This window comes from Nocardioides sp. NPDC000445 (genome assembly GCF_040300245.1).
Taxonomy (GTDB): domain Bacteria; phylum Actinomycetota; class Actinomycetes; order Propionibacteriales; family Nocardioidaceae; genus Nocardioides.
Window position 1 is genome coordinate 179,288 of sequence record NZ_JBEPDH010000004.1, and the last position, 24,533, is coordinate 203,820.

The 24,533-nt window shown below is 68.3% G+C and carries 27 protein-coding genes; 12 read left to right on the forward strand and 15 right to left on the reverse strand.

What is annotated here, in order from left to right:
• Positions 1–11: 11 nt before the first annotated feature.
• Positions 12–506: a GNAT family N-acetyltransferase gene (locus ABT304_RS07290; protein WP_350714031.1), complete on the reverse strand. Its 495-nt coding sequence runs from the start codon at positions 504–506 to the stop codon at positions 12–14.
• Positions 507–580: 74 nt separating this feature from the next.
• Between ABT304_RS07290 and ABT304_RS07295 the strand changes: the two genes are divergently transcribed.
• On the forward strand, positions 581–1,207 hold the full coding sequence (locus tag ABT304_RS07295; RefSeq protein WP_350714033.1) for a class I SAM-dependent methyltransferase: 627 nt from the start codon (positions 581–583) through the stop codon (positions 1,205–1,207).
• Here ABT304_RS07295 and ABT304_RS07300 read toward each other — a convergent pair.
• The 5 genes from ABT304_RS07300 to ABT304_RS07320 form a co-directional block, all read right to left on the reverse strand.
• The gene (locus ABT304_RS07300; protein ID WP_350714035.1) at positions 1,204–1,674 is read right to left on the reverse strand and encodes a VOC family protein; all 471 of its coding nucleotides are present in this window, start codon (positions 1,672–1,674) and stop codon (positions 1,204–1,206) included. The genes ABT304_RS07295 and ABT304_RS07300 overlap by 4 nt on opposite strands.
• A gap of 39 nt (positions 1,675–1,713) precedes the next feature.
• A complete protein-coding gene (locus ABT304_RS07305) occupies positions 1,714–2,238 on the reverse strand; it encodes a DUF6069 family protein (RefSeq protein ID WP_350714037.1) in 525 nt (174 codons plus the stop codon).
• A gap of 125 nt (positions 2,239–2,363) precedes the next feature.
• The gene (locus tag ABT304_RS07310) at positions 2,364–4,724 is read right to left on the reverse strand and encodes an ATP-binding cassette domain-containing protein (protein ID WP_350714039.1); all 2,361 of its coding nucleotides are present in this window, start codon (positions 4,722–4,724) and stop codon (positions 2,364–2,366) included.
• A 52-nt stretch (positions 4,725–4,776) separates the two neighbouring features.
• Positions 4,777–5,199, reverse strand: a complete 423-nt coding sequence (locus tag ABT304_RS07315) for a VOC family protein (protein WP_350714040.1) — start codon at positions 5,197–5,199, stop codon at positions 4,777–4,779.
• A gap of 5 nt (positions 5,200–5,204) precedes the next feature.
• Positions 5,205–5,669, reverse strand: coding sequence for a helix-turn-helix transcriptional regulator (locus ABT304_RS07320; protein WP_350714042.1), 465 nt, complete (start codon positions 5,667–5,669; stop codon positions 5,205–5,207).
• 129 nt (positions 5,670–5,798) lie between these two features.
• On the opposite strand from ABT304_RS07320, the gene ABT304_RS07325 reads away from it, so the two are divergent.
• A complete protein-coding gene (locus ABT304_RS07325) occupies positions 5,799–5,969 on the forward strand; it encodes a hypothetical protein (RefSeq protein ID WP_201451019.1) in 171 nt (56 codons plus the stop codon).
• A gap of 17 nt (positions 5,970–5,986) precedes the next feature.
• Here the strand turns inward: ABT304_RS07325 and ABT304_RS07330 are convergent, their stop codons facing one another.
• Positions 5,987–6,658 (reverse strand): response regulator, encoded by a 672-nt coding sequence (locus tag ABT304_RS07330; RefSeq protein WP_350714043.1) that lies wholly within the window; start codon positions 6,656–6,658, stop codon positions 5,987–5,989.
• Positions 6,655–7,839: a sensor histidine kinase gene (locus ABT304_RS07335; RefSeq protein ID WP_350714045.1), complete on the reverse strand. Its 1,185-nt coding sequence runs from the start codon at positions 7,837–7,839 to the stop codon at positions 6,655–6,657. Before ABT304_RS07335 ends, ABT304_RS07330 begins: the two co-directional genes overlap by 4 nt.
• Positions 7,840–7,972: 133 nt before the next feature.
• Between ABT304_RS07335 and ABT304_RS07340 the strand changes: the two genes are divergently transcribed.
• The 5 genes from ABT304_RS07340 (at position 7,973) to ABT304_RS07360 (ending at position 12,531) form a co-directional block, all read left to right on the forward strand.
• Positions 7,973–8,881, forward strand: a complete 909-nt coding sequence (locus ABT304_RS07340) for an ABC transporter ATP-binding protein (protein ID WP_350714046.1) — start codon at positions 7,973–7,975, stop codon at positions 8,879–8,881.
• On the forward strand, positions 8,878–9,729 hold the full coding sequence (locus ABT304_RS07345; protein ID WP_350714048.1) for an ABC transporter permease: 852 nt from the start codon (positions 8,878–8,880) through the stop codon (positions 9,727–9,729). Before ABT304_RS07340 ends, ABT304_RS07345 begins: the two co-directional genes overlap by 4 nt.
• 149 nt (positions 9,730–9,878) lie before the next feature.
• Positions 9,879–10,814: a MetQ/NlpA family ABC transporter substrate-binding protein gene (locus ABT304_RS07350; RefSeq protein WP_350714050.1), complete on the forward strand. Its 936-nt coding sequence runs from the start codon at positions 9,879–9,881 to the stop codon at positions 10,812–10,814.
• On the forward strand, positions 10,811–11,857 hold the full coding sequence (locus tag ABT304_RS07355) for a methionine ABC transporter ATP-binding protein (protein WP_350714052.1): 1,047 nt from the start codon (positions 10,811–10,813) through the stop codon (positions 11,855–11,857). The genes ABT304_RS07350 and ABT304_RS07355 overlap by 4 nt, the downstream gene beginning before the upstream one ends.
• Positions 11,857–12,531, forward strand: a complete 675-nt coding sequence (locus tag ABT304_RS07360) for a methionine ABC transporter permease (RefSeq protein ID WP_350714054.1) — start codon at positions 11,857–11,859, stop codon at positions 12,529–12,531. Before ABT304_RS07355 ends, ABT304_RS07360 begins: the two co-directional genes overlap by 1 nt.
• Positions 12,532–12,547: 16 nt before the next feature.
• Here the strand turns inward: ABT304_RS07360 and ABT304_RS07365 are convergent, their stop codons facing one another.
• The 5 genes from ABT304_RS07365 to ABT304_RS07385 form a co-directional block, all read right to left on the reverse strand.
• The gene (locus ABT304_RS07365; protein ID WP_350714055.1) at positions 12,548–13,339 is read right to left on the reverse strand and encodes a class I SAM-dependent methyltransferase; all 792 of its coding nucleotides are present in this window, start codon (positions 13,337–13,339) and stop codon (positions 12,548–12,550) included.
• Positions 13,340–13,386: 47 nt separating this feature from the next.
• Positions 13,387–13,686 (reverse strand): hypothetical protein, encoded by a 300-nt coding sequence (locus ABT304_RS07370; protein WP_350714057.1) that lies wholly within the window; start codon positions 13,684–13,686, stop codon positions 13,387–13,389.
• A gap of 89 nt (positions 13,687–13,775) precedes the next feature.
• The gene (locus ABT304_RS07375) at positions 13,776–14,552 is read right to left on the reverse strand and encodes an SDR family oxidoreductase (RefSeq protein ID WP_350714058.1); all 777 of its coding nucleotides are present in this window, start codon (positions 14,550–14,552) and stop codon (positions 13,776–13,778) included.
• Positions 14,553–14,559: 7 nt separating this feature from the next.
• Positions 14,560–15,057, reverse strand: a complete 498-nt coding sequence (locus tag ABT304_RS07380; RefSeq protein ID WP_160023517.1) for a DUF4919 domain-containing protein — start codon at positions 15,055–15,057, stop codon at positions 14,560–14,562.
• Positions 15,058–15,176: 119 nt separating this feature from the next.
• Positions 15,177–16,181 carry an LLM class flavin-dependent oxidoreductase gene (locus tag ABT304_RS07385; RefSeq protein WP_350714060.1) on the reverse strand — a complete coding sequence of 335 codons (1,005 nt, stop codon included), beginning with the start codon at positions 16,179–16,181 and terminating at the stop codon, positions 15,177–15,179.
• Between the two features lie 729 nt (positions 16,182–16,910).
• Between ABT304_RS07385 and ABT304_RS07390 the strand changes: the two genes are divergently transcribed.
• Positions 16,911–17,609, forward strand: coding sequence for an alpha/beta fold hydrolase (locus ABT304_RS07390; RefSeq protein ID WP_350714061.1), 699 nt, complete (start codon positions 16,911–16,913; stop codon positions 17,607–17,609).
• A gap of 25 nt (positions 17,610–17,634) precedes the next feature.
• Positions 17,635–18,573, forward strand: a complete 939-nt coding sequence (locus ABT304_RS07395) for a lytic transglycosylase domain-containing protein (protein WP_350714063.1) — start codon at positions 17,635–17,637, stop codon at positions 18,571–18,573.
• Positions 18,574–18,715: 142 nt separating this feature from the next.
• Here the strand turns inward: ABT304_RS07395 and ABT304_RS07400 are convergent, their stop codons facing one another.
• A complete protein-coding gene (locus ABT304_RS07400; RefSeq protein ID WP_160023509.1) occupies positions 18,716–19,219 on the reverse strand; it encodes a GNAT family N-acetyltransferase in 504 nt (167 codons plus the stop codon).
• A 57-nt stretch (positions 19,220–19,276) separates the two neighbouring features.
• A complete protein-coding gene (locus ABT304_RS07405; RefSeq protein ID WP_350714065.1) occupies positions 19,277–20,305 on the reverse strand; it encodes a zinc-dependent alcohol dehydrogenase family protein in 1,029 nt (342 codons plus the stop codon).
• Between the two features lie 139 nt (positions 20,306–20,444).
• Here ABT304_RS07405 and ABT304_RS07410 point away from each other — a divergent pair, with 139 nt between their 5' ends.
• The 3 genes from ABT304_RS07410 (at position 20,445) to ABT304_RS07420 (ending at position 24,321) form a co-directional block, all read left to right on the forward strand.
• Complete coding sequence (locus tag ABT304_RS07410) at positions 20,445–21,971, forward strand: UDP-N-acetylglucosamine 1-carboxyvinyltransferase (protein WP_350714067.1); 1,527 nt, start codon at positions 20,445–20,447, stop codon at positions 21,969–21,971.
• 143 nt (positions 21,972–22,114) lie between these two features.
• Entirely contained in the window at positions 22,115–22,972 is an 858-nt protein-coding gene (locus ABT304_RS07415; RefSeq protein WP_350714069.1) for a glycerophosphodiester phosphodiesterase family protein, read from the forward strand.
• Positions 22,969–24,321: an MFS transporter gene (locus ABT304_RS07420; RefSeq protein ID WP_350714070.1), complete on the forward strand. Its 1,353-nt coding sequence runs from the start codon at positions 22,969–22,971 to the stop codon at positions 24,319–24,321. The genes ABT304_RS07415 and ABT304_RS07420 overlap by 4 nt, the downstream gene beginning before the upstream one ends.
• The last annotated feature ends 212 nt before the right edge of the window (positions 24,322–24,533 follow it).

Genomic DNA, 24,533 nt, shown 5'->3' on the forward strand with positions numbered 1-24,533 from the left:
GTGAAGTATCCCTACCCGATCCAGAACCGGAGCTCGTTGCCGAGCTGCTCGTCGAGCACGCCCCCGTTCTTCTCGATCACCCGCCGGGACGGCTCGTTGGAGGGGGCGCAGGTGAGCAGGGCACGCGAGACACTGTGCTCGCGGGCCTTATCGAGACCGAGCTCGAGCATGCGGGTCGCGTGGCCCTGGCGCCGCCACGGCGCGACGACGTGGTAGCCGATGTGACCGCCGTCGACGGCGAGCTCGGGGGTCAGCGTGTGGCGCACGACGAGGGTGCCGAGATAGTGCTCCGCGGAGACGTACCAGTAGATCGTCGACATCACGTCCCAGCGCTCCTTGTCGTGGTCCCGGTCAGCGACGAACGCGTCGAAGTCCGTGCTCGCCGGCCCGAGCCAGTCGGTGTCGGTGCCCCGCAGGAGGCAGTCGGCCTGTTCGCCGGTGAGATAGGAGGTGCGTACGGCCGTCGTCGGACGGACCAGACGAGGTGGTTCGCTCAGCGTGATCATCGCCGGCAAGGCAACCACACGGCATGCTCAGAACGCACAGGGTTTTGACTGGGGCGGCGGCTAGATTGAGCACCATGAGCGAGGACGAGGACCGCAGGATGTTCGAGCCGGAGTCGTGGGAGGAGCGCTACTCCGGCGAGGAGAAGGTCTGGAGCGGCAACCCGAACCCCCAGCTCCTCGCCGAGGTCTCCGAGCTCACACCCGGCACGGCGCTCGATGTCGGCTGCGGCGAGGGCGGCGACGTCATCTGGCTCGCGCAGCAGGGCTGGACGGTCACCGGCGCCGACTTCTCGGCCAACGGTCTGGCCCGGGCGAGGCGGCATGCCGAGGACGCCGGGGTCGCGGACCGTACGTCCTGGTGGCAGGTCGACGCCCGCACCTTCGACGCTGAGGGCCGGCAGTTCGACCTGGTCACGTGCCACTTCCTGCACACCCCGGACGGGAGCATGGTCGAGGTCGCCGGTCGCCTGGCCACCGCGGTAGCGCCCGGGGGCCACCTCCTGGTCGTCGGCCACGCGCCCTCCGAGGTCTTCGCGCGCCATGGCCATCACAACGCGATGTTCCTCGCCTCGGACCTGCTCCCCGGACTGCCTGCCGGGTTCGAGCCGGTCGTCGTCGAGCAGCGCCCGCGCTTGACCATCCGCGACGGCGTCCCGGTCCAGATCGACGACTCGACCCTGCTCGCCCGCCGCGCCGGTTAGTCCAGGCACCACTCGTTTCCCTCGGGATCCTGCATCACGATGAAGCCGTTGCTCATCGGCGGTTCGGGCTCGAAGCGGCGGACGCGGGTGGCTCCCAGTGCCACGACGCGCTCGCACTCCGCCTCGAGGGCGGCCATCCGCTCCTCACCCTGCAGCCCGGGAGCGGCCCGGACGTCGAGGTGGACGCGGTTCTTGGCGGTCTTCGACTCCGGCACGCGCTGGAAGAAGACGCGCGGACCGGTGCCTGTGGGGTCCTCGATCGCCGAGGCGTTGTTGCGCTGCTCTTCCGGCACCCCGACTCGAGCGAGGAACTCGTCCCACGCGTCCAGCGGGTCGCTGCCTTCGGGGACGTCGACTCCCGGTGGGCCCGGATGGACGTAGCCGAGGACGTCACGCCAAAACGTGGAGAGCGCGCGTGGGTCGTGCGCGTCGAAGGTGACCTGGAAGGTTCGGGTCTCTAGTGCCATGGCTCCACCATGACACCGAAATAGGACGGTCGGCGTCCGCTATCGGCGGTGGGCAGGAGCGGGCAGCCCGAGGCCGCGGCGCTCCTCCATCCGCCCGGCGATCATGGGGACCACGATCGCGGCGGCGACGATGTGGGTCAGGCACAGGACGCCGACGAAGGCCAGGTCGAACTCGAAGAACGGCAGCACGTCGGGGACCAGCGAGAGTCCGGTGAGCACGATCATGGTGATCTGGAAGGTCGAGCGGGGCATCGTGGCCACCCGGATCATCACCTCGGCGATGATGATGCCGATCAGGGAGCAGTAGACGGTGAGCATCGGGAACGCCGAGAGCGGTACGTCGCCCATGCTGCTGCCGAAGTCGACCCCGGCCGCCTTGGCGATCACGGCCATCAGGCTGGTGGTGACCGCGGCGATGGCGGTGGCCACCAGCCCGCGCGGCCATACCGGCGCCGGCCGCTCCCGCACCGGAGTCATCTCCACCGCCGGCTGGGCCGGACGGGTCCAAGCGGTGTGCTCGGACTCCCCGGGCGTACGCCTGTGCTCGGGAACGTAGAGGGTCATCGCGGCGGCTCCTTCGTTGATGCTGCAACCAACGCACACTAAGCGCGCCGCTCGCGGCCGACCGCATCCAGATGCCCTCAAACAGGCGTGATTCCCGCCACCTGGACCCGTCCGGCCGCTCGAGCTCAGGCCCCGACGTACGCCGCCAGATGCTCGCCGGTGAGCGTCGACTTCTTGGCGACGAGCTCGGCGGGCGTGCCTTCGAAGACGACCAGGCCGCCGTCGTGACCGGCCCCCGGGCCGAGGTCGATGATCCAGTCGGCGTGAGCCATGACCGCCTGGTGGTGCTCGATCACGATCACCGACTTGCCGGCGTCGACCAGCTTGTCGAGCAGCGCCAGCAGGTTGTCGACGTCGGCGAGGTGCAGACCGGTGGTCGGCTCGTCCAGGACGTACGTCCCACCCTTCTCCCCCAGGTGCATGGCCAGCTTGATCCGCTGCCGCTCGCCGCCGGAGAGGGTGTTGAGAGGCTGGCCGAGCTTGAGGTAGCCGAGGCCGACGTCGGACATCCGCTCGAGGATCTTAGCGGCCGCGGGCACCTTCGACTCCCCCTCGGAGAAGAAGGTGTGCGCCTTGGCGACCGAGAGGTCGAGCACCTCGGCGATGTTGAGCCCGCCGAGACGGTATTCGAGCACCAGCGCCTGGAACCGCTTGCCCCCGCAGTCCTCACAGGGCGAGGCGACCGTCTCCATGAACCCGAGCTCGGTGTAGATCATGCCGTTGCCCTTGCAGGTCGGGCAGGCACCCTCGGAGTTGGCCGAGAAGAGCGCCGGCTTGACCCCGTTGGCCTTCGCGAACGCCTTGCGGATCGGCTCGAGAAGACCCGTGTACGTCGCCGGGTTGCTGCGCCGCGAGCCCTTGATCGCGCTCTGGTCGACGAACTCCACGTCAGCGCTGGCCGGAATGGAACCGTGGATCAGCGACGACTTCCCGGACCCGGCCACGCCGGTGACCACCGTGAGCACACCGAGCGGCACGTCCACGTCGACGTTGCGGAGGTTGTGCGAGGTCGCCCCGCGGATCTCCAGGTGCCCCTTCGGGGTGCGGACGGTCTCCTTCACCGACGCCCGGTGGCCGAGGTGGCGCCCGGTGAGCGTGTCGGCGGCGGCGAGCCCCTCGTAGGTGCCCTCGAAGCAGATCGTGCCGCCGTCGCTGCCGGCGCCGGGACCGAGGTCGACGACGTGGTCGGCGATCGCGATGGTCTCCGGCTTGTGCTCGACGACCAGCACGGTGTTGCCCTTGTCGCGCAGGTCGAGGAGCAGCTTGTTCATCCGCTGGATGTCGTGCGGGTGCAGCCCGACGGTCGGCTCGTCGAAGACGTAGGTCACGTCGGTGAGCGCGGAGCCGAGATGACGGACCATCTTCGTACGCTGCGCCTCACCGCCGCTCAGGGTGCCCGAGGGCCGGTCGAGGGAGAGATAGCCCAGGCCGATCTCGACGAACGAGTCGAACAGGTGCAGCAGCCCCGCCACCAGCGGCGCCACGCCCGGGTCGTCGATGCTTCGCAGCCACTCCGCCGCATCGGTGACCTGCATCGCGCACACGTCAGCGATCGACTTGCCGCGGATCTTCGAGGAGAGGGCCGACTCGTTGAGCCGGGTCCCGCCACAGGCGGGGCACGGCTTGAAGACCGCCGCGGCTTCCACGAACTTCTTGATGTGGGGCTGCAGCGCCTCGACGTCCTTGCTGAACATCGACTTGCGGATCTTCGGGATCAGGCCTTCGTAGGTCGCGTTGATGCCCTCGAGCTTGATCTTGCGCGGCTCGGCGTAGAGCAGGTCATGGCGCTGCTCCTCGGTGAGGTCCTTGATCGGAACCTCCGGCGGCACGACGACCTTGTAGGCGGCCACCATCCACCCGTCGGCGGTGTAGCCGGGCACCAGGATCGCCCCGTCGACCAGCGACTTCGACTCGTCGATGATGACCGCCAGGTCGAGATCGGAGATCGTCCCGCGGCCCTCGCACTCGGCACACATGCCGCCGAGGTAGACCGCGTCCTTGACGATCGTCTTCTCGCCCTTGGGGCCGGTCATCACGCCGCTCGCGCGGGTGGTGGGGATGTTGAAGGAGAACGCGGTCGGACCACCGATGTAGGGGTCTCCGAGCCGGCTGAACAGACTGCGGAGCATCGCGTAGGCGTCGGTGACGGTGCCGAGCGTCGAGCGCGGGTTGGCGCCGAGCCGCTCCTGGTCGACCAGGATGGCGGTGGTCAGCCCCTCCATCGCGTCGACCTCCGGTCGCGGCAGGCTGGGCATGAACCCCTGGATGAAGGTCGAGTACGTCTCGTCGATCAGCCGCCGCGACTCCGCCGCGATCGTGCCGAAGACCAGCGACGACTTCCCCGAGCCCGACACCCCGGTGAACACGGAGAGCCGGCGCTTGGGGATCTCGACCGAGACGTCCTTGAGGTTGTTCTGCCGGGCGCCCTGGACGCGGATCAGATCGTGCGTGTCGGCATCGTGTGCGGCCGTGCTGGGATGGCTCATGGCGGTCAGGCTAGCCGGAGGATTGAACCCGGGCGTGCACATTTTTCCCGGCTCACTTGATCTGCTGGAGACGGACCATGTTGCCCGCCGGGTCGCGGAACGAGCAGTCGCGCATCCCCCAGTCCTGGTCGGTCGGCTCCGACATGATCTCGCCGCCGGCGGCATCGATCCCGGCCTGGATCTTCTCGAAGGCGGCGTCGATGTCCGGGGAGGAGAGCATGAGGCTGGCGAAGGTGCCCTTGGCCATCATCTCCATGACGACCCGGCCCTCGTCCTCGGTGATGTTCGGGTCGGCGAGAGGCGGGTAGAGCACGACGCTCACAGCGGGCTGCGAAGGCGGTCCGATGGTGAGCCAGCGCATCGCCTCGTACCCGACGTCCTTCCTCACCTCGAAGCCCAGCAGGTCGCGGTAGAACCTCAGCGAGGCCTCGGGGTCGGTGTGCGGAAGGTAGCTGTGGCAGATGTTGATGTCCATGCCACTCAGGCTAGGTAAGGATCTGGCCTCGGCGCTTCTTCATTCCTGATCGAACTCCGTCTGATCGGACGGGTGACCTGCTTGGACACGCACGGAGGGATCCCGGCCTGACCGGCAACGGCCCTCTCCCGGTAGATGCTCGGAGACATCCCGACGAGCTCGCTGAACCGGGTGGAGAACGTGCCCAGCGAGGAGAACCCGACCTCGAAGCAGATGTCGGTGACGCTGAGGTCACCGCGCCGCAGCAGCGTCATGGCGCGCTCGACGCGGCGGGTCATCAGATAGGAGTAGGGCGGCTCACCGTAGGCCTTCTTGAACTCCCTGCTCAGATGGCCGGCCGACATGTGCACGCCGGCGGCGAGAGCCTCGACGTCCAGGGGCTGCGCGTACTCCCTGTCGATGCGGTCCTTGACCTTGCGCAGCAGCTTGAGGTCACGCAGCCGCTGTGCCTGGTCGGGCTTCGTCGTCACCTACGCATCTTCCCACGCCGGCGGCCCTCCAATTTGGTGATGCTGCAAGTTGTCGGTCCGACGATGTCGAAATCGCGTGGTGCCATTCGTGGAGTAGGTGAAGGAACAAAACGCGGATAGGAGAAAGTCATGTGGGACACAGCTCAGCACTCCGAGAACACCAACGTACGCAGCTTCCCGATGTCGCACTTCCTGCCGTGCCCGCGGTGCGGCCACGAGGTGCACACCTACCTCGCCTGCAGCGACACCTGCGGCTGTGCCCCGGTCGTGATGCCGGGCAGCGTCCCGCTGGCGGCCTGACCGGATCCGACTTCCGGCTAGATCTTCAGGCCCGACTCGATCGCGAAGACCACCAGCTGGGCGCGGTCACGGGCATGCAGCTTCACCATCGCACGCGAGACGTGCGTGCGGACCGTGTCGGGACTGACCACGAGCTCGGCGGCGATCTCGGCGTTGGAGCGGCCGGTGGCCACCCAGGCGACCATCTCCCGCTCACGCTCGGTCAGATCACCCAGACGCGGATGCGGGTTCGCCGCCCGGCGTGAGGAGCCGAACTCCTCGATCACCCGCCTGGTCACCGTCGGGGCGAGCAGCGAGCCACCGTCGGCGACGACCCGGATCGCGTCGAGCAGCGCGACCGGCTCGGCGTCCTTGAGCAGGAACCCGCTCGCTCCCAGCCGCAGCGCCTCGAAGACGTACTCGTCGAGCTCGAAGGTCGTCAGCATCACCACCCGTACGTCCTTCAACGAGGGGTCGCGGGTGACCTGCTCCAGCAGGCCGAGGCCGTCGAGCACCGGCATCCGGATGTCGCACAGGACCACGTCGGGGTGAGTGCGACGCAGCATCGGCAGTGCCGCGCTGCCGTCGGAGGCCTCGCCGACGACCTCCAAGTCGGGTTCGGCGCCGATCATCGTCGCCAGGCCCATGCGAACGAGGGGCTGGTCATCGACCAGAGCAACCCTGATCAGCGTGTGATCGGTGTTGCTCATGCCAGCCCCTCCGCGCCACCCGCCGAGGACCCAGAAAGCGGGAGGGAAGCCCGCAGCCGGAAGCCCCGTACCTCCGGCCCCGCCTCTAGGGTGCCCCCAAGGGCTTCGACGCGCGACCGCATTCCCACAATTCCCATCCCAGAGCGCCTTTCTTTGCTTGGCATGTCCGATCCCCGCCCGTCGTCGTGGACCGTCACGACCATCTCGGCCTCGGAGACGGCGACCACGGACACCTCGGCTCGCGTCGCGCTGGCATGTCGCAGCACGTTGGTGAGCCCCTCCTGGACCACTGCGTACGCGGCCCGCTCGGCCTCCGCCGACGCCGAGTCCACCTCGAGGCGCAGCGAGACCTCCAGTCCACCGGTGCGCACTCGCTCGACGAGCGCAGGCAGGTCGGCGAGCCCGTGCTCCGGTGCCCGCGGGGCCGAGCCGACGCCGGTCTCGGTGTCGGTCAGCCGGGCCAGCTGCCGACGCAGCAGGTCGAGCGACTCCTTGCTCTCGGCACGGATCGCCTCGAGGTTGCGGCGGGCGGCCTCGGGATCGCGGTCGAGGACGTGCAGCGCGGCACCCGCCTGCATCGCGATCACCGCGAGCCCGTGACCGACGCCGTCGTGCAGATCGGCGGCCATCCGCACGCGCTCCTCGCTGACCACCCGTCGCTGCCGTTGGGCCCGGGCCTCGTTGCGCGATCGCAGCGCGCTCGCGATCGCACCGCAGGCGGCGATGAGCGCCACCTGTCCGAAGGCCTGCCACAGCGAGAGGTCACCCTCCGGGCCACCCCCCTGCGCCCATGGCCCTCGTCCAGGCCCGCCGTCGAGCTGCGGGGTCTCAGGATTCAGCACCATCCCGGTGGCGACCAGCGCCGCAGCCACGACCGCCCAACCGATCCAGCGTCGCGGCGGCAGCGAGAGCGCCACCGCGAAGGTGACCACGGGCACCGCCATGAAGACCGGGCCCTCGGCGTAGCCCGCGGTGAAGTACGCCCCGGCACACAGCCCGCTGACCGCGAGCATCCAGCCGCGAGGCCGCTGCAGGAGCACCGGGAGGATGGCGACGAGGGCGAGCAGTGCCCCGATCAGGGCCGGCCCGCGGCTGTCGGTGCGGACATTGCTGCCCAGCGAGCCGACCAGCACCACCACGACGACCAGCCACGGCAGCCAGTGGCGACGGATCCGGGACATGGACCTGACCCTAGTTCGCGCGGCCGCGCGAGGCGTACGACAAATCCGGCCAGCCGCCTACGCAGATCTGCGTAACCGGGAGCATCGCCGACGCCGATGCCAGCCCGGGGGCGGTCACGAGAGCGTGAGAGGCATGAACGAACTCGTGGTTGAGACCGACGGGCTGACCAAGCGGTACGGCGACAGGCTCGCCGTAGACCGGGTCAGCATGACCGTCATGCGTGGCGAGGTGTACGGCTTCCTCGGCCCCAACGGGGCCGGCAAGACGACCACCTTGCGGATGATGCTCGGCCTGATCCGGCCCACCGCCGGATCGGCCAGCGTCCTGGGCCGTCACGCCGGACGACCCGAGGTCACCGCCCGCATCGGCGCCCTGATCGAGGGTCCCGGCTTCTACCCCTACCTGAACGGCCGCGACAACCTGCGCACGATGGCGCGCTACCAGGGGCTGCCGAACACCGAGGTCGACCGGGTGCTCGAGATGGTCGACCTCGCCGACCGGGCGAAGGACGCCTTCAAGGGCTACTCGCTGGGGATGAAGCAGCGCCTCGGCGTCGCCGCAGCGATGCTCGGCTCACCGGACCTGCTGGTGCTCGACGAGCCCACCAACGGGCTCGACCCGGCCGGCATGGCCGACATGCGGGCCCTGGTCGTCTCGCTCGCCGAGGCCGGTCAGACGGTGATCCTCTCCAGCCACATCCTCGCGGAGGTTCAGGAGATCTGCGATCGCGTCGGTGTCATCAACAACGGCCGCCTGCTGCGCGAGTCGACCGTCGCCGATCTACGCGGCGGCGCGACCCTACGGGTCCGGGCCACCCCCGAGGACGCCGCCCTGGCTGCCCTGATGCGGATGGCCGGAGACGAGGGCGTACGCCGGATCGGCAACGAGACGCTCGAGGTCGACCTGCCCGCCACCGCGACCCCCGAGGTCGTACGTCATCTGGTCGCCCACTCCATCGATGTCCACGAGGTCACCGTCGCGGAGCGCTCCCTGGAGGACGCCTTCTTCGAGATGACCAGCAACAAGGAGCTCGTGTCATGAACGTCAGAGGCTGGATGAACAGCACTACCGCCGAGCTGCTCCGCCTGCGCAAGTGGTCGGCGATCTGGGTGATCGTCGGTGCCTGGCTGGCGCTGTCGCTCTCCTTCGGGTACGTCTTCAACTACGTCGCCTACAAGACCGGCGACGACAACTTCGCGGGCGACGGCGCCAGCAACGCCCAGCTCCTCTCCGAGCTGATGCCGAGCGCGATCCCGGACGTCATCGTCAGCGGCCTGCCGATGTTCGGTGGTGCCCTGGCGATGGTGGTCGGAGCGCTGGTGGCCGGCAACGGGTTCGGCTGGGGCACCTGGAAGACCGTCTTCACCCAGGGGCCGAGCCGGCTCGCCGCCGTGGGTGGCTCACTGACCGCGGTGACGGTCTTCATCTTCGCGATGATGACCGCGACCCTGGCTCTGTGCGCGGGCGTCTCGGTGGCGATCGCTGCGACCGAGGGCGAGTCGATCACGATGCCGGCCCTGAGCGATCTGGCGCAGTCGTTCGGCTCCGGGTTCCTGGTGCTGGAGATGTGGGCGCTGCTCGGGTTCCTCGTCGGTGTGCTCGCCAAGGGGCCGGCGCTCGCCGTCGGACTGGGCCTGGTCTGGTCGCTGGTGGTCGAGAACCTGCTGCGCGGCGTCGGCAGCCTGCTTCCGGGCATCGAGACCGTCACCGACGCCCTGCCAGGCACCGCCGGAGGCTCGTTGGCCGGTGCGATCATCGGCGGTCCGAACGGCACCCCGGGAGTCCTCGACGCGATCTCCGGCGAGCGGGCGCTGATCACCGTGGCCGCGTACGTCCTGGTCGCAGCGGTCGCGGCGGTGGTCGTGATGAGGCGACGCGACCTCGCGTGAACGGCGCCTAACACACCTCGAGGCATGTCGATGACATGATCTCGGGGTGTGGCCGTGTGCGCGGATGTGATCCTCGTTAAGTCTACTGTGTTGGTCGACAACAACCGCGTTGTCCCAGCACTTTCGACTTCCAGAAGAGGTTCCCACCCGTGTCCTCCAGCACGCCTGAGCCCACCCCGCTCATCGAGGCTCCCAAGTCCAAGCTCCCGCTGATCATCGGGATCGTCGTCGTCGCCGCCATCGTGATCGGCGGCCTCGCCTTCTTCCTCACCCGCGACGACGAGAGCAGCGAGCTGACCAAGGTCAGCATCGGCGTCGTCGGAGCCGACGACCCCTACTGGAAGACCTTCCAGGACGCCGCTCGCGAGGAGGGCATCGACCTCGAGGTCAAGAACTTCGGTGACTACAACCAGCCCAACCCGGCGCTGTCAGAGGGCGAGCTCGACCTCAACCAGTTCCAGCACATCATCTTCCTGGCCGACTACAACGTCCAGAACGACGACGACCTGGTGGCGCTCGGCTCGACGGCGACCTATCCCCTGGGTCTCTACTCCTCGAAGTACACCTCGCTCGACGACATCAAGGCCGGCGAGACCGTGATCGTCCCCGACGACGAGACCAACCAGGCCCGCGGTCTGGTGCTGCTGCAGTCCAAGGGCCTGATCGAGCTGACCGACGGTGGCACCCCGTTCAGCACCGTCAAGGAGGTCGACACCGTCGCGTCCAAGGTGAAGGTCCGGGCGGTCCAGGCCTCGATCACCGCCTCCTCGCTCCCCGACGTGGCAGCGGCGATCATCAACAACGACTTCGTCGAGGACGCCGGCCTGAAGTTCGAGGACGCGCTCGCGACCGACGACCCCGCCGACCCGAAGGCGCTCCCCTACGTCAACATCTTCGCCGTACGCGCCGAGGACAAGGACAACGCGACCTACAAGAAGCTCGTCGAGATCTTCCAGACCAACGAGGACGTGCAGCAGGGGGTCTACGAGACCTCCGGCAACACCGCCGAGCTGGTGAAGATCCCGGTCGAGGACCTGCAGAAGTCGCTCGAGGACACCGAGAAGCAGGTCAAGGAGCGTCAGTGACGCACTCGGCCACCGTTGCGGAGCCGCTGGTGCGGCTCCGCAACGTCACCAAGACCTACCCGGCAGCGAAGGGTCGCGACGAGGTCCATGCCGTGGTCGACGTCGACCTCGACATCGCCGCCGGTGACGTACAGGCGATCGTCGGCTACTCCGGGGCCGGCAAGTCCACCCTGGTGCGGCTGCTCAACGGCCTCGAGCCGGCCACCTCGGGCTCCATCCAGGTCGGTGGCACCGAGCTGGTCGGCCTGCACGAGCGGCAGCTGCGGCCGATCCGGCTGGGCATCGGGATGATCTTCCAGCAGTTCAACCTCTTCGAGTCGCGTACGGTCTGGGGCAACCTGGCCTACCCGCTGCAGATCGCCGGCATCGACAAGGCCGAGCAGCAGCGCCGGATCTCCGAGCTGCTCCACTTCGTCGGGCTCCCCGACAAGGCCCACACCTACCCGCGCAACCTCTCGGGCGGACAGAAGCAGCGTGTCGGCATCGCCCGCGCGCTCACCACCAACCCGTCCCTGCTGCTCGCCGACGAGGCCACCAGCGCGCTCGACCCGGAGACCACCCACGAGGTGCTGCGCCTCCTGAAGCGGGTCAACGAGGAGCTCGGCACCACGATCGTGGCGATCACTCACGAGATGGAGGTGGTCCGCGAGCTCGCCGACCACGTCGCGGTCATGGAGAACGGGCGCGTGGTCGAGTCCGGTGCCGTCTACGACGTCTTCGCAGGCCCCCAGCAGCCGGTGACCCGGCGCTTCGTCGGCACCGTCGTCGACGACGAGCCCGCCGCCGACGCGCTGGTGGCGATGAAGTCGCGCCACCCCGGCCGGTTCGTGAAGCTCGAGCTGCGCGAGGGCGGTCCCCGCCAGACCGACATCTTCGCGGTCCTCCTCGAGCGCGGGATCTCCTTCGAGCTCGTCTTCGGCGGCATCGAGGAGATCCAGGGTGTCACCTTCGGCAACCTGACCCTCGCCCTGGACGGTCCTGCGACCTCGGTCGACGAGGCCGTACGCGAGCTGGCCGCCCTCGTCCCCGCGAAGGAGCTGTGATGCTTCTCCCCACCGATACCCGGCTCGGCGAGCTGTGGCCGGACATCTGGCAGGCAACCGGCGAGACGCTGCTCATGGTGGCGCTGACGATGCTGATCGGCGGCACCCTGGGTCTGCTGCTCGCGCTCGGCCTCTACCTGACCCGCAAGGGCGGGCTGTACGAGAACGCCGTCGTCTCGGTCGTCCTCAACGTGCTGGTCAACTTCTTCCGGCCGATCCCGTTCATCATCTTCATCGCCGCCGTCCAGCCGGCCGCTCGACTGGTCGTCGGCACCGGTATCGGTATGCCGGCGGTGGTGTTCTCGCTGATCCTCGCCGCGATGTTCGGCATCGCCCGGATCATCGAGCAGAACCTCGTGACCGTCTCGCCGGGAGTGATCGAGGCCGCCCGCGCGATGGGTGCGAGCCGGGCCCGGATCGCCGCCACCGTCGTCCTCCCCGAGGCGCTGGCGCCGATCATCCTCGGCTACACCTTCGCCTTCGTGGCAGTCGTCGACATGTCGGCGGTCGCCGGCCTGATCGCCGGTGGCGGTCTGGGCAGCTTCGCCCAGACCTTCGGCTACAGGCAGTACGACCCGACCGTCACCTGGGTCTGCGTGCTCATCCTGGTCGCGCTCGTGCAGGTCATCCAGCTGCTCGGCAACACGCTCTCGGCGCGGATCCTGCGCCGCTGAGGATCGGCGTCGACCCTCAGGCGCGAGCCAGGATCTCGCCGTGGAGGACGGAGAACCAACCGTCCTCCGCCTCGGCCCACGACCGCCACCCGTCCGCGACCCGGGCGAGGTCGGCGGTCGTGGCGTCTCCGGAGTCGACGAGCTGGCGGGCGACCGCCGAGTCGGTGAACCGATCGGCCCACATCCCGCCCCACCAGGCCCGGTCCTCCGGGGCGGAGAAGCACCAGGTGCTCGAGGTGGCCTCGATGTCGTCGAACCCGGCAGCGCGCGCCCAGGAGACCAGCCGCCGGCCGGCGTCGGGCTCACCGCCGTTGGCCCGCGCGGCATGACGGTAGAGACGCAGCCACTCGGTCAGCTCGGCCGACTCCGGCCACCAGACGAAGGCCGCGTAGTCGCTGTCTCGCGCGGCCACGATGCCCCCGGGCTTCGTCACCCGGCGCATCTCCCGCAGCGCCCGCACCGGGTCGTTCACGTGCTGCAGCACCTGATGGGCGTGAACCACGTCGTAGGTGTCGTCCTCGATGCTCAGCGCGTGCACGTCCTCGACCCGGAAGTCGACGTTCGTGACTCCCCCGGTCTCGGCGGACTGCCGGGAGAGCGCGAGCTCGGGCTCTCCGATCTCCGTGGCGGTCACTTGAGCGACGCGGCCGGCAAGATCGAGCGTGATCGTCCCCGGACCGGCACCCACGTCGAGCAGCCGCTGCTCAGGGCTCAGCCGGGGCAGCAGGTAGGCAGCGGAGTTCTCCGCCGTACGCCACCTGTGCGAGCGCAGGACCGACTCGTGATGGCCATGGGTGTAGGTCGACATGCATCGACTCTACGCGTGGAATCCCGATAAATGAGACGGCGATATCACTATGCGGGCATACGCGGGAGTGCGGAGTCGGCGCAGCCGAGCCGTCGTCGCGCCCAGAGCATGCCGCCGACGAGCCCGCCGAGGAGCAGCGTGTTGAGCACGATCACCACGCCGGTCTCGAACGGCGCCGCGCCGCCGCCCGGCCGCGCGTCCTCGGGCGGCACCTCGTGACGGTCGAACACGACCTGCCCCTGGTCGGAGGCCCGGGGCTCGTCGGCCCGCGCCGCGCTGAGCGCCGCGGAGGCGAGCACGAGGGCAACGATCCCGGCGAGCAGAATCCGCAAGGTGCGACTCATCATGGTCCCGAGCGTGCGCGCCAGGGTCGTCAGGAACCCGACGCACACCGTCCCTACCGGCAACAACCCGGTGAACAATCAGGAGGCGACGATCAGGTCGAGATCAGCCGATTGAACACCCGGTTGGCCCAGCTCGGAGTGACTCCGGAGAGGCCGAGCAGGACGCGCGCCTTGGTGCCGACGCCGCGGTGGACGCCACCGAGGAGGCCGTGACCGCTGGTCGCGGCGGCGTAGACCGACTCCGCGACATCGTCGGGCGTGAGCGAGACCTTGAGGCGCCGCAGCGCCGGGAAGTCATGACCCCACACCATGGAGGTGTCGGCGAAGAGCGGCCACAGGGCCGTCACTGTGATCCCGTCCCCGGACCACTCCAGGTCGAGAGCCTCGGAGAGGCCGCGTACGGCGAACTTGGTGGCGGAGTAGATCGCCATCCCGGGCTGGCCGTAGATGGCCGATGCGGAGGCGAGGTTGACGACGTGGGACCCGGGGCGGAGGAACGGGCGCGCGAGGTGGCAGCCGTTGACCAGGCCCTTGACGTTGACGTCGATGATCGCCTGCTGCCGGGCCAGCGGCAGGTCGGCGAACCTGCCGATCTGGATGATGCCGGCGTTGTTGACGAGTACGTCGAGGCTGCCGCCGCTCACCGCGACGAAGCCCTCCAGGGCGGTCTGCCAGGACACCGCGTCACGTACGTCGAGGGTCCCGGTGACCAGCTCCCCGGCGAGCGGCTCGACCTCGGTCGCCAGCGATGCCAGGCCGTCGAGGTCGATGTCGTAGGCGCCGACCAGCCATCCCTCACGGGCGAAACGGAGCGCGGTCGCCCGGCCGATGCCGGCGGCCGCGCCGGTGATGAGTACGGATCTCGGCACGCCGCGGTCAGGCCCTGGCGAAGTCGTTGCTGGTGTCGAAGAACCAGACCGTCGAGTCGGTGCACACGATCCGGTCGAGCTTGCCGACCGCGACCTGTGAGCGCGGCGTCTTGCCCGAGGCCAGCACCACGTCGTAGGCGTCGCTGGTCCGCAGCACCGACCACGGCTCGGACTCGGTGCCCTCTCCGGTGCTGATGATGCTGTCGAGTGCTGACTGGGCCAAGATCGACTCGCGCTGAGCCTGCTCGAGGTTGCCGAGGCCGCGCTGGGCGTCGGCGAGGGCCGCGTGGGCCGACGGGCTGAAGATCGCGCCGGGCATCAGCCCGTGGACGGCGGCGATCGCGCCGGCGTAGTCGCCGACCGACATCATCGGGGCGATCATCTCGGTGATCTCGAGATCGGGCCGGAAGTTCGGAGCTTCCAGGATCGCCTCACGTAGGGCTCTCAGCGACTCCGGGCCCGGATCGCGAAGATAGACGTCAAGCAGCTCAGCGTACGTAGCCAACAGGGGTCCCCCTTGAATAACGGTCGCCGTGCACGGTAGCCAATGGTGCGGCCACGTGGGGCGGTTGACAACGATTATGCGCCCTTTTGTGACCCGGAAGTTGCGCGGTCCGCAGGTTTCTACCGCCAGCCCAGATCAGGGGCTACGTGGGTCAGGATGCTCTCCAGGGCATGTGCGTTGTAGTCGACGCCGAGCTGGTTCGGCACCGTGAGCAGCAGCGTGTCCGCGGCCTGGATCGCCTCGTCCTCGGCGAGCTCCTCGACCAGCACGTCGGGCTCGGCGGCGTACGAACGCCCGAAGATCGCGCGGGTCTGGTCGTCGATGTTTCCGATCTGGTCCTTGGTCTGCCGGTCGAGGCCGAAGTAACGCCGGTCCTCGTCGTTGACGAGGGCGAAGATCGAGCGCGAGACCGAGACGCGCGGCTCACGCTCGTGGCCGGCCTCCTTCCAGGCTTCGCGGTAGGCCTCGATCTGTTCGCGCTGCTGGATGTGGAACGGCTTGCCGTTCTCGTCGTTCTTGAGGGTCGAGCTCTGCAGGTTCATGCCGAGCCCCGCGGCCCAGCGTGCGGTCGCCAACGAGCTCGAACCCCACCAGATCCGGTCGCGCAGCGTCTCGGAGTAGGGCTCGACGCGGAGCTTCCCCGGCGGGTTGGGGAACATCGGCCGCGGGTTGGGCTCGGCGAACTGCACCCCCTCGATGATCTTGAGGTACGTCTCGGTGTGAGCCCGGGCCATGTCGGCCTCGGAGGCTTTCTCGCCGGGGTCGTAGCCGAAGTAGCGCCATCCCTCGATGACCTGCTCAGGTGAGCCGCGGCTGATCCCGAGCTGCAGGCGCTCGCCGGAGATGAGGTCGGCGGCCGCCGAGTCCTCGGCCATGTAGAGCGGGTTCTCGTAGCGCATGTCGATGACACCGGTGCCGATCTCGATCTTCGAGGTGCGGGCGCCGACCGCGGACAGCAGCGGGAAGGGCGAGGCGTACTGGCGGGCGAAGTGGTGGACCCGGAAGTACGCACCGTCGATTCCCAGCTCCTCGGCGGCGACCGCGAGCTCGATCCCCTGGATCAGCGCGTCCCGTGCCGACTGCGTCTGCGAGTAGGGCGACGGTGTCCAGTGGCCGAAAGACAAGAATCCGATGTTCTTCACGACTAGTAGAACTCTCAACCGACCCGCGAGATTCCCTCAGGGCGGTGGCCGACGCCGACCATTCGGGGTCAGCCAGGGCAGCTGGGACCTTCGCCTCTAGGTGTTCTGCACTCCGGAACCGGCCTCCGAACTGACGCCACCTTGTGGGTTGTGACCTGCAGGTCTGCGTTCTGTTTTCATTCCGTCAACACGCGAGAGCGCGTTCGCGGGCGTTGTAAAGCGGACGCCCACGCGGCATCAACAACAGCCCCTTATGAGTTTATCTATCGGTCGACCGAATAATCATATCGGTCGACTGACCAGGGAAAACAATGTCTCGGCGTGTTGTCCGAGCTCTTCCGAAGTCGCGGATTATCGTGTTACATATCAGGCAGCTTCACCGATAAAGACCGACCAACATTCTCTGGGGGATGAATTAATTATGTGGGACACCGTTGAGGTGCAGAGCTTCACGCTTTCTCACGACATGCCGTGCCGCGACTGCGGTCACGCTCGTCACCGCTTCTTGCCGTGCGACTCCGACTGCGACTGCCGCGCCCACGAGGTCGCGGAGCTACTGGAGGTCGCCGGCGCTCGCTGAACGACCTGACGTCAGCTGTCTCGGGCGTCCAGAAACGGTGACCACCGCAGTCGCGGTGGTCACCGTTCTTTTGTTCGAAAGATTTGTGGTGGCGGAAGCAGATCGTCCGCAATCAGGCAGAGGATCGTTCCATGGACATCGTTCTCGTACCCGGCCTCTGGCTGGACGCCTCCTCCTGGGACCTCGTCGTCCCCCATCTGACCGAAGCCGGTCACACTCCGCGGCCGCTCACCCTGCCCGGCCTCGAGTCGGCCGAGACCGACCGGTCCGACGTGCACGTCGCCGACCAGGTCGCCGCCGTGGTGGCCGCCATCGACGAGTCGGCTGCGCCGGTGATCCTCGTCGGACACTCGATGGGCTGCGCAGTGGCCGGCGCCGCCCTCGATGCACGCGTCGACAAGGTCGCCGCCGTGGTCTACGTCGGCGGCTGGCCGGCCGAGCCGGGCATGATCCCGGCCAAGAACTTCCCCACCGACGGTGCCGACCTGCCGCCAGTGCCGTGGGAGGAGTTCGACGAGGCCGACGTACGCGACCTGGACCGAGCCACCTTCGAGGCGCTGCTGCGGCCCTCCCCCGCCAACCTGACCTCCGAGCCGTTCGAGTTCGGCGACGAGCGTCGCTACTCGGTCCCGGCGGTGTTCGTCTGCCCCGAATACACCGCTGCCGATCTGAAGGAGTGGATCGCTGAGGGCACCGAGTCGGTCGCTGCCATCCCGAAGCACAAGGACGCGACCTTCGTCGACCTGCCCACGGGGCACTGGCCGCAGCTGAGCAAGCCGGCCGAGCTCGCGGCCATCATCGGGCAGAGCGGCGGTCGCAGCGGCGCGTAGTCGGCCGTCGGGTAGCGTCGAACACGTGCGCACTCGGCTCGCTGCCCTGGCCACCGTCACAGCCCTGGCGCTCGTCGCCGGCTGTGGCGGTGAGCCGTCCTCGGATCCTGCCGGCAGCCCGTCGGCGTCGCCGCGAGTCCCGTCCTCGAGCCCAGTCCCCTCGCCGACGACGGTCCCTCTGGACGATGCGTCGGTGCCACTCTCGGACCGCCTCACCCAGGCGATGGCGACGGTCGCCGCTGGAGAGCCCGGAGCCGAGGACGTACGCGAGGCCGCGCTGTTCGAGCAGACGACCGCCCGCGACCTCGCCCGTGGGTCGAAGGCCAAGGCCGACGAGGTGCTGGGTGCGCTCGGCCGTGCCGACCGCGCCCAGCTCCAGTCGGACATCGCCGCGGCGCGCGAGCTCATGGTGATGACCGATCCCCAGCCCGAGCTCCCGGACTGGAAGATCCTGACACCGCCGACGCCGGACGAGCTGCGCCCGCTCTACCGCAAGGCGCAGCAGCAGACCGGAACACCGTGGGAGTACCTCGCCGCCGTCCACCTGGTCGAGACCCGGATGGGCCGCATCCGCGGCACCAGCACCGCGGGCGCCCAGGGCCCGATGCAGTTCCTGCCCTCGACCTTCGCCCAGTACGGCGCCGGCGGCGACATCAACGACCCCGCCGACGCGATCATGGCCGCCGGCCGCATGCTCGCCAACAACGGCGCTCCCGGCGACATGGCCGCCGGCCGCATGCTCGCCAACAACGGCGCTCCCGGCGACATGGCCGGCGCGCTGTGGTCCTACAACCACTCCGACCGCTATGTGGCGGCCGTCAGCGCCTACGCCGAGCAGATGAAGCGGTCCCCCGCTGCGTACCACCTCTACTGGCACTGGCAGGTGCTCTACCGCCACCAGGACCGCACCATGCTCCTCCCCGAGGGCTACCCCCAGAAGAAGCCCGTACGTATCGCCGACTGACCCGCCGAGACGTCACCCCGGTCGTTCGAGACGTCAGGTACGTCGGGCGAAGAGTCAGTGCCTGACGTGTCGACCGTCCTGCGTGACGTCTCGGCCGACGCAGCTGACGTGTCGACCGACGTATCTGACGCTTCGGCAGGTGCTAGTAGGGGCGCTCGACGGCGTACTGGACAAGGCCGACGTCCTCGCCGCGGTAGGTGTCGGAGCCGTGGCGGCCGGTCTCGATGAAGCCGGTCGCGCCGAAGAGCTTCTTGGCCCGGGTGTTGGTCTCGTGGGTCTCGGCCCAGATCCGGGTCAGGTCGAGGACGGAGAAGCCGTAGGTGAGCGCGGTCTTGATGGCGCGCTGACCGAGACCGTGGCCCCACCGCGAGCTGGGGCCGATGGCGATACCGAGCTCGCGCGTGTCGGGGGCCAGGCCGTGGAGATCGGCATAGCCGACGACCTCCTCGTCGAGCTCGACCGCGAGCCTGATGAGCTCGGGCGGTGGGGCATCGATCAGCCGGCGCCAGTGGCGGAGGTGACCGTCGCGGTCGCGCTCCGGCCAGCCGTTGGCCACCCGGAACTCCTCGTCGTGTGCCCAGTCGGCGAAGACGTGTTCGTCACCCGGTGACAGCGGGCGCAGGCGCATGGTGTCGGTGCGGGGCATCGACCGAGTCTCTCAGATGAGGCGCTCGGCCGATCCCCCGCCCGGGATCAGCGTGGATCAGTAGGTGAGCTGGACCTTGGTCGCGAGGCGCTCGTCCATGAGGCGGTAGCCCTCGGCGGCCTCCGCGAAAGGCAGGGCCTTGTCGAAGACCAGACCGGGGTTGATCGTGCCCTTCAGCGTCAGACGCAGGAGGTCGGGGAGGTAGCGGCGTACCGGCGCCATCCCGCCCTTGAGGCCGACGTTGGTGCGGAAGAGCGCGTTGACCGGAAGGTTGACGTCGTGCGGGACGCCGACGAACCCGACGGTCGCACCCGGGCGGGCCACCTTGGAGGCCGTCTTGAAGGACTGGTCGGTGCCCACGCACTCCAACACGTAGTCGGCCCCGACGCCGCCGGTGAGCTCGCGTACGGCGGCCTCGCCCTCCTTGCCGCGGGCGGCGACGATGTCGGTGGCACCGAACTTCTTGGCGATCTCCTGGCGGGCCTCGTGGCGCGACATCGCCACGACCCGCTCGGCGCCGAGCTGAGCGGCAGCCAGTACGCCGCACAGGCCGACCGCGCCGTCGCCGACCACGACCGCGGTGCCGCCCTGGGCTCCGTTGCCGAGACCTGACATGACCGCGGCGTGCCAGCCGGTGGCCATCACGTCGGTGAGCGCCAGCAGGTCTGGGTACATCGACGGGTCCGGCGTCTCGTCGAGCTTGACCAGCGAGCCGTCGGCCTGGTTGACGAGGGCGTACTCGCTCTGTCCGCTGACCGTGAACCCGAGGTTCTCGCAGACCGACTGGACTCCTGCCAGGCAGTGCGGACAGGTGTTGTCACAGTGGTCGAAGGGGACGATCACGAAGTCGCCGGCCTTGAAGTCGCGTACGTCGGCACCGACCTCCTCGATCACGCCGATGCACTCGTGGCCGATGGTGCGGGGCTCCTCGATGTCGCCGTTGGAGCCGCGGTAGTTCCACAGATCGGAGCCGCAGATGCAGGAACCCACGATTTTGACGATGGCGTCGGTGGGCTTCGCCAGAGCAGGATCGGGTACCTGGGTGAAGCGGATGTCGCCCACCCCATGGATAGTCGTCGCGCGCATGGTGGCATCCTGTCACCCGGCGTAAAGAGATGTTGCACACGGTGGCCGTTCCACGAGCCAGGCAACAGCCCTGAAACGAAACGCCGACACTTCGCGGGGAATCCAGGCTTATCTCATATATGAGTTACGGTGGTGCACCATGACCGACGGATACAAAGGTCGTATCGGGAACCTGATTCGCGATGCGCGCAAGCACAAGGGTTTGACCCAGGCACAGCTCGCTGACCTCCTCAACACCAGCCAGAGTGCGATCAACCGCATCGAGCAGGGACAACAGAACCTGTCCCTGGAGATGATCGCCCGGGTCGGTGCCGCTCTCGACTCCTCCCTCGTCGACATCGGCGCCGGCCCCACGCACCTGCGCGTCACCGGCCCGACGACGCTCTCGGGTGAGATCACGGTCAAGACCTCGAAGAACGCCGGGGTAGCCCTGCTGGTCGGCTCGCTCCTCAACCGGGGCCGTACGACGCTGCGCAAGGTCGCCCGCATCGAAGAGGTCAACCGGATCATCGAGGTGCTCAACTCGATCGGCGTGCAGACCCGCTGGCTCAACGACGACAACGACCTCGAGATCGTGCCGCCGAAGGAGCTGCGCCTGGATGCCGTGGACGAGGTCGCCGCGCGGCGTACGCGCTCGGTGATCATGTTCCTCGGTCCGCTGCTGCACCGCCTGGACACCTTCGAGCTGCCCTACGCCGGCGGCTGCAACCTCGGCACCCGGACCGTCGAGCCGCACTTGTCGGCCCTGCGCCCCTTCGGCCTCGAGGTCAAGGCGACCGACGGCGCCTACCACGCGAGCGTCAACCGGGAGATCCAGCCGGGTCGCCCGATCGTGCTGACCGAGCGTGGCGACACCGTCACCGAGAACGCCCTGATGGCTGCCGCGCTGCACCCGGGCACCACCACGATCCGCAACGCGTCGTCCAACTACATGGTCCAGGACCTCTGCTTCTACCTGCAGAAGCTGGGCGTCGAGGTCGAGGGCATCGGCACCACCACGCTGCGCGTCACCGGCCGCGAGGTCATCGACGTCGATGTCGACTACGCGCCGAGCGAGGACCCGATCGAGGCGATGTCGCTGCTGACCGCCGCGATCGTGACCGACTCCGAGATCACCATCAAGCGCGTCCCGATCGAGTTCATGGAGATCGAGCTGGCGACGCTGGAGGAGATGGGCTTCAACTACACCCTCTCCGAGGAGTACCTGGCGCTCAACGGCAAGACCCGCCTGGTCGACATCAACACCAAGCACTCGGTGCTGCACGCTCCGTTGGACAAGATCCACCCGCTCCCCTTCCCGGGCCTCAACATCGACAACCTGCCGTTCTTCGCCGCGATCGCCGCGGTGGCGCAGGGTCAGACGCTGCTGCACGACTGGGTCTACGAGAACCGGGCGATCTACCTGACCGAGCTCAACAAGCTCGGCGGCAACGTCACGCTCATGGACCCGCACCGGGTGATGATCGAAGGGCCGACCCACTTCTCCGGCACCGAGATCGTCTGCCCGCCGGCGCTGCGTCCCGCCGTCGTCGTGCTGCTCGCGATGCTCGCCTCCAAGGGCACCTCGGTGCTCCGCTCGACCTACGTCATCGCCCGCGGCTACGAGGACCTCGCCGAGCGGCTCAACCAGCTCGGCGCGAACATCACCGCCTTCCGCGACATCTGAGCAACGATCCCTCGAGTCGGCGCGTCATGACGCGCCGACTCGACGGGATTTTCGGTCAGGATGAGCCGACTGGGCGCGCTTGTTGGATCGTGGCGACATCTGAGCCCGCGGGCTCATGTGATCCGGCCCTCACGGGTGGTTAGATGCTCCCCGTGAGGGAGCAGCAACGACGCATACGCGCCTATGCGCACCGTGGCGGAGCGCTCCATCCCGACCTCGTCGGGATGGAGAACACCATGGAGGCGTTCCGGCATGCGGTGAAGCTCGGCTACACCCATCTCGAGACCGATGTGCATGTCACCCGCGACGGTGTCCTGCTCGCCTTCCACGACGAGGCGCTCGACCGGGTGACCGACGTCAGCGGGCTGATCGCGGAGATGACGTACGCCGAGGTGCAGGCCGCCCGGATCGGGGGCCTGCACGGGGTGCCGACCCTGGCGGAGCTCTTCGAGGCTTTCCCCGAGGTCACCTTCAACATCGATCTCAAGTCCGACGGCTCGGTCGGTGCGCTGGCCGAGCTGCTCGCGGCGACCGGCCACGAGGACAAGGTCATCGTCGGCTCGTTCTCGGGGCGCCGGATCAAGGAGTTCCGGCGTCTGACCGAGGGTCGCGTGCGGACCTCGGCGAATCCACGAGAGGTGCTGGCGTACGTACTCGCTCCCACCGCGGGGATGGCCAGGCGGCTGGCGGGCGGACAGTTCGACGCCCTCCAGATCCCGCACCACCAGCGTCTTCTCGGCCCGCTGTCCATCCGGGTGGCATCGCGCGGCCTTGTCCGTCGAGCCCACAAAGCCGGCAAGGAAGTCCACGTCTGGACCGTCGACGAACCGGCTGAGATGGAGCGGTTGATCAAGTGCGACGTCGACGGGCTGATGACCGATCGCACCGACGTGCTGAAAGCGTTCCTGGAGGAACGCGGGCTGTGGGAGGCTGTGCCGTCTCGGGTCGAGCCCACCGATGAGGCCGAGTCCGAAGAGAATGACGAGGAGCCCGAGAAGTGACCACATCAGCCGGGATCGGCGACTTCACGCCGGTCGAACGGACGCGGGAGCAGAAGGGCTGGTTCTTCACCGACTGGGCCGTCTCCGCCTTCCAGACGACGGTGGCCGGCGTGCTGTTCGCGCCCTACCTGATCGAGATCGCGAAGGCAGCCGCCGTCGACAACCGGATCGAGGTGCTCGGGCTCTCGATCGCGCCCGGTGCGCTGCCGTCGTTCGTCATCACGTTCTCGACGATCCTGTCGGCGCTCATCTACCCGCTGGTCGGCGCGATCGCCGACCGCACCTCGCGCAAGCCGGACCTGATGGCCGGATTCGCCTGGGCCGGTGCGCTCTGCGCGGCGCTGTTGTTCTTCATGACCGGGGACAACTGGTTGTTCGGCTCGATCATGTTCATCATCGCCAATCTGTGCGCCGGCGCGGCGGTGGTGGTCAGCGACTCGATCCTGCCGCTGATCTCGACCGAGGATGAACGCGACCGGGTCTCCTCCATCGGCTGGGCCTACGGGTACGCCGGTGGCGGGCTGCTGCTCGCGATCAACTTCCTGCTCGTCACCTTCGCCGACCCGCTCGGGCTCGGCACGGCGCTGGCGGTGCGGATCTCGATGCTCTCGGCGGGGCTGTGGTGGGCGGGGTTCATCATCATCCCGTGGCGCCGGATCCGCCGACGCGAGCCGGCCGACGTCGAGGACGTCTCCGGTGGTGTGGTGGCGCGCTCCTTCGGGCAGCTGTTCGTGACGCTCCGGGAACTGCCGCAATATCCGGTCGCACTGACCTTCCTGCTGGCGTACCTCTTCTTCAACGACGGCATCCAGACGGTGATCAGCTCGGCGTCGATCTACGGGGTCGAGGAGCTCGGGTTCGAGACCGGCACGATGCTCGGCATCTATCTGCTGGTGCAGTTCGTGGCGGTCGGCGGGGCCGTCTTCTTCGGCCGGCTGGCCAAGAGCTTCGGCGCCAAGCGGGTGATCCTCGGCGGCCTGGGTGGCTGGATGGTCATCGTCGTCGCGGCCTACTTCGTGCCCGAGCAGACCCTGGTGCCGCTTCTGGTCGTCGCGGTCGGGATCGGCCTGGTCATGGGCGGCACCCAGGCGCTGGCCCGGTCCTACTTCTCGCTGTTCATCCCGGCCGGTAAGGAGGCGGAGTACTTCAGCCTCTACCACGCCATGGACCGCGGCACCTCCTGGCTCGGAACTCTGGTCTTCGGGCTCGTCTACCAGATCACCGACTCCTACCGGCCGGCGATCCTGGCGTTGATCGCCTTCTTCGTCCTCGGTGGCGGGCTGCTCGCGTTGGTGAACACCGCGAAGGGCATCGAGCAGGCGGGCAACCGGGCACCCGAGCGGGTGTGAGAGCGCGCTCAACAGCTGGCGGTTTCAAGACACCGATCGCTCAGGACTTTCTCAGGGGGATCCGCAGGTCAGGCGGGCCCTGTGTCGAACAACACGGCGAGGATCTCGACAATTCACGGAATCATCACCTCCTCTGTACCGTTGACAGTGTGAAGAGGCCTGACCGGCCTGCGTCATGAGTCCGCAGACCGCTTCGCTCTTCAGCTCATTCA

Bases quoted from the DNA above. Each gene is read 5' to 3' on its own strand.
- ABT304_RS07405 (WP_350714065.1), bottom strand. From the start codon at position 20,305: ATGCGCGCGACGACTATCCATGGGGTGGGCGACATCCGCTTCACCCAG.
- ABT304_RS07325 (WP_201451019.1), top strand. From the start codon at position 5,799: ATGTGGGACACAGCTCAGCACTCCGAGAACACCAACGTACGCAGCTTC.
- ABT304_RS07415 (WP_350714069.1), top strand. From the start codon at position 22,115: ATGCTCCCCGTGAGGGAGCAGCAACGACGCATACGCGCCTATGCGCAC.
- ABT304_RS07310 (WP_350714039.1), bottom strand. From the start codon at position 4,724: ATGAGCCATCCCAGCACGGCCGCACACGATGCCGACACGCACGATCTG.
- ABT304_RS07335 (WP_350714045.1), bottom strand. From the start codon at position 7,839: ATGTCCCGGATCCGTCGCCACTGGCTGCCGTGGCTGGTCGTCGTGGTG.
- ABT304_RS07390 (WP_350714061.1), top strand. From the start codon at position 16,911: ATGGACATCGTTCTCGTACCCGGCCTCTGGCTGGACGCCTCCTCCTGG.
- ABT304_RS07365 (WP_350714055.1), bottom strand. From the start codon at position 13,339: ATGTCGACCTACACCCATGGCCATCACGAGTCGGTCCTGCGCTCGCAC.
- ABT304_RS07370 (WP_350714057.1), bottom strand. From the start codon at position 13,686: ATGATGAGTCGCACCTTGCGGATTCTGCTCGCCGGGATCGTTGCCCTC.
- ABT304_RS07360 (WP_350714054.1), top strand. From the start codon at position 11,857: ATGCTTCTCCCCACCGATACCCGGCTCGGCGAGCTGTGGCCGGACATC.
- ABT304_RS07400 (WP_160023509.1), bottom strand. From the start codon at position 19,219: ATGCCCCGCACCGACACCATGCGCCTGCGCCCGCTGTCACCGGGTGAC.
- ABT304_RS07340 (WP_350714046.1), top strand. From the start codon at position 7,973: ATGAACGAACTCGTGGTTGAGACCGACGGGCTGACCAAGCGGTACGGC.
- ABT304_RS07315 (WP_350714040.1), bottom strand. From the start codon at position 5,199: ATGGACATCAACATCTGCCACAGCTACCTTCCGCACACCGACCCCGAG.
- ABT304_RS07290 (WP_350714031.1), bottom strand. From the start codon at position 506: ATGATCACGCTGAGCGAACCACCTCGTCTGGTCCGTCCGACGACGGCC.
- ABT304_RS07330 (WP_350714043.1), bottom strand. From the start codon at position 6,658: ATGAGCAACACCGATCACACGCTGATCAGGGTTGCTCTGGTCGATGAC.
- ABT304_RS07410 (WP_350714067.1), top strand. From the start codon at position 20,445: ATGACCGACGGATACAAAGGTCGTATCGGGAACCTGATTCGCGATGCG.
- ABT304_RS07305 (WP_350714037.1), bottom strand. From the start codon at position 2,238: ATGACCCTCTACGTTCCCGAGCACAGGCGTACGCCCGGGGAGTCCGAG.
- ABT304_RS07300 (WP_350714035.1), bottom strand. From the start codon at position 1,674: ATGGCACTAGAGACCCGAACCTTCCAGGTCACCTTCGACGCGCACGAC.
- ABT304_RS07345 (WP_350714048.1), top strand. From the start codon at position 8,878: ATGAACGTCAGAGGCTGGATGAACAGCACTACCGCCGAGCTGCTCCGC.
- ABT304_RS07295 (WP_350714033.1), top strand. From the start codon at position 581: ATGAGCGAGGACGAGGACCGCAGGATGTTCGAGCCGGAGTCGTGGGAG.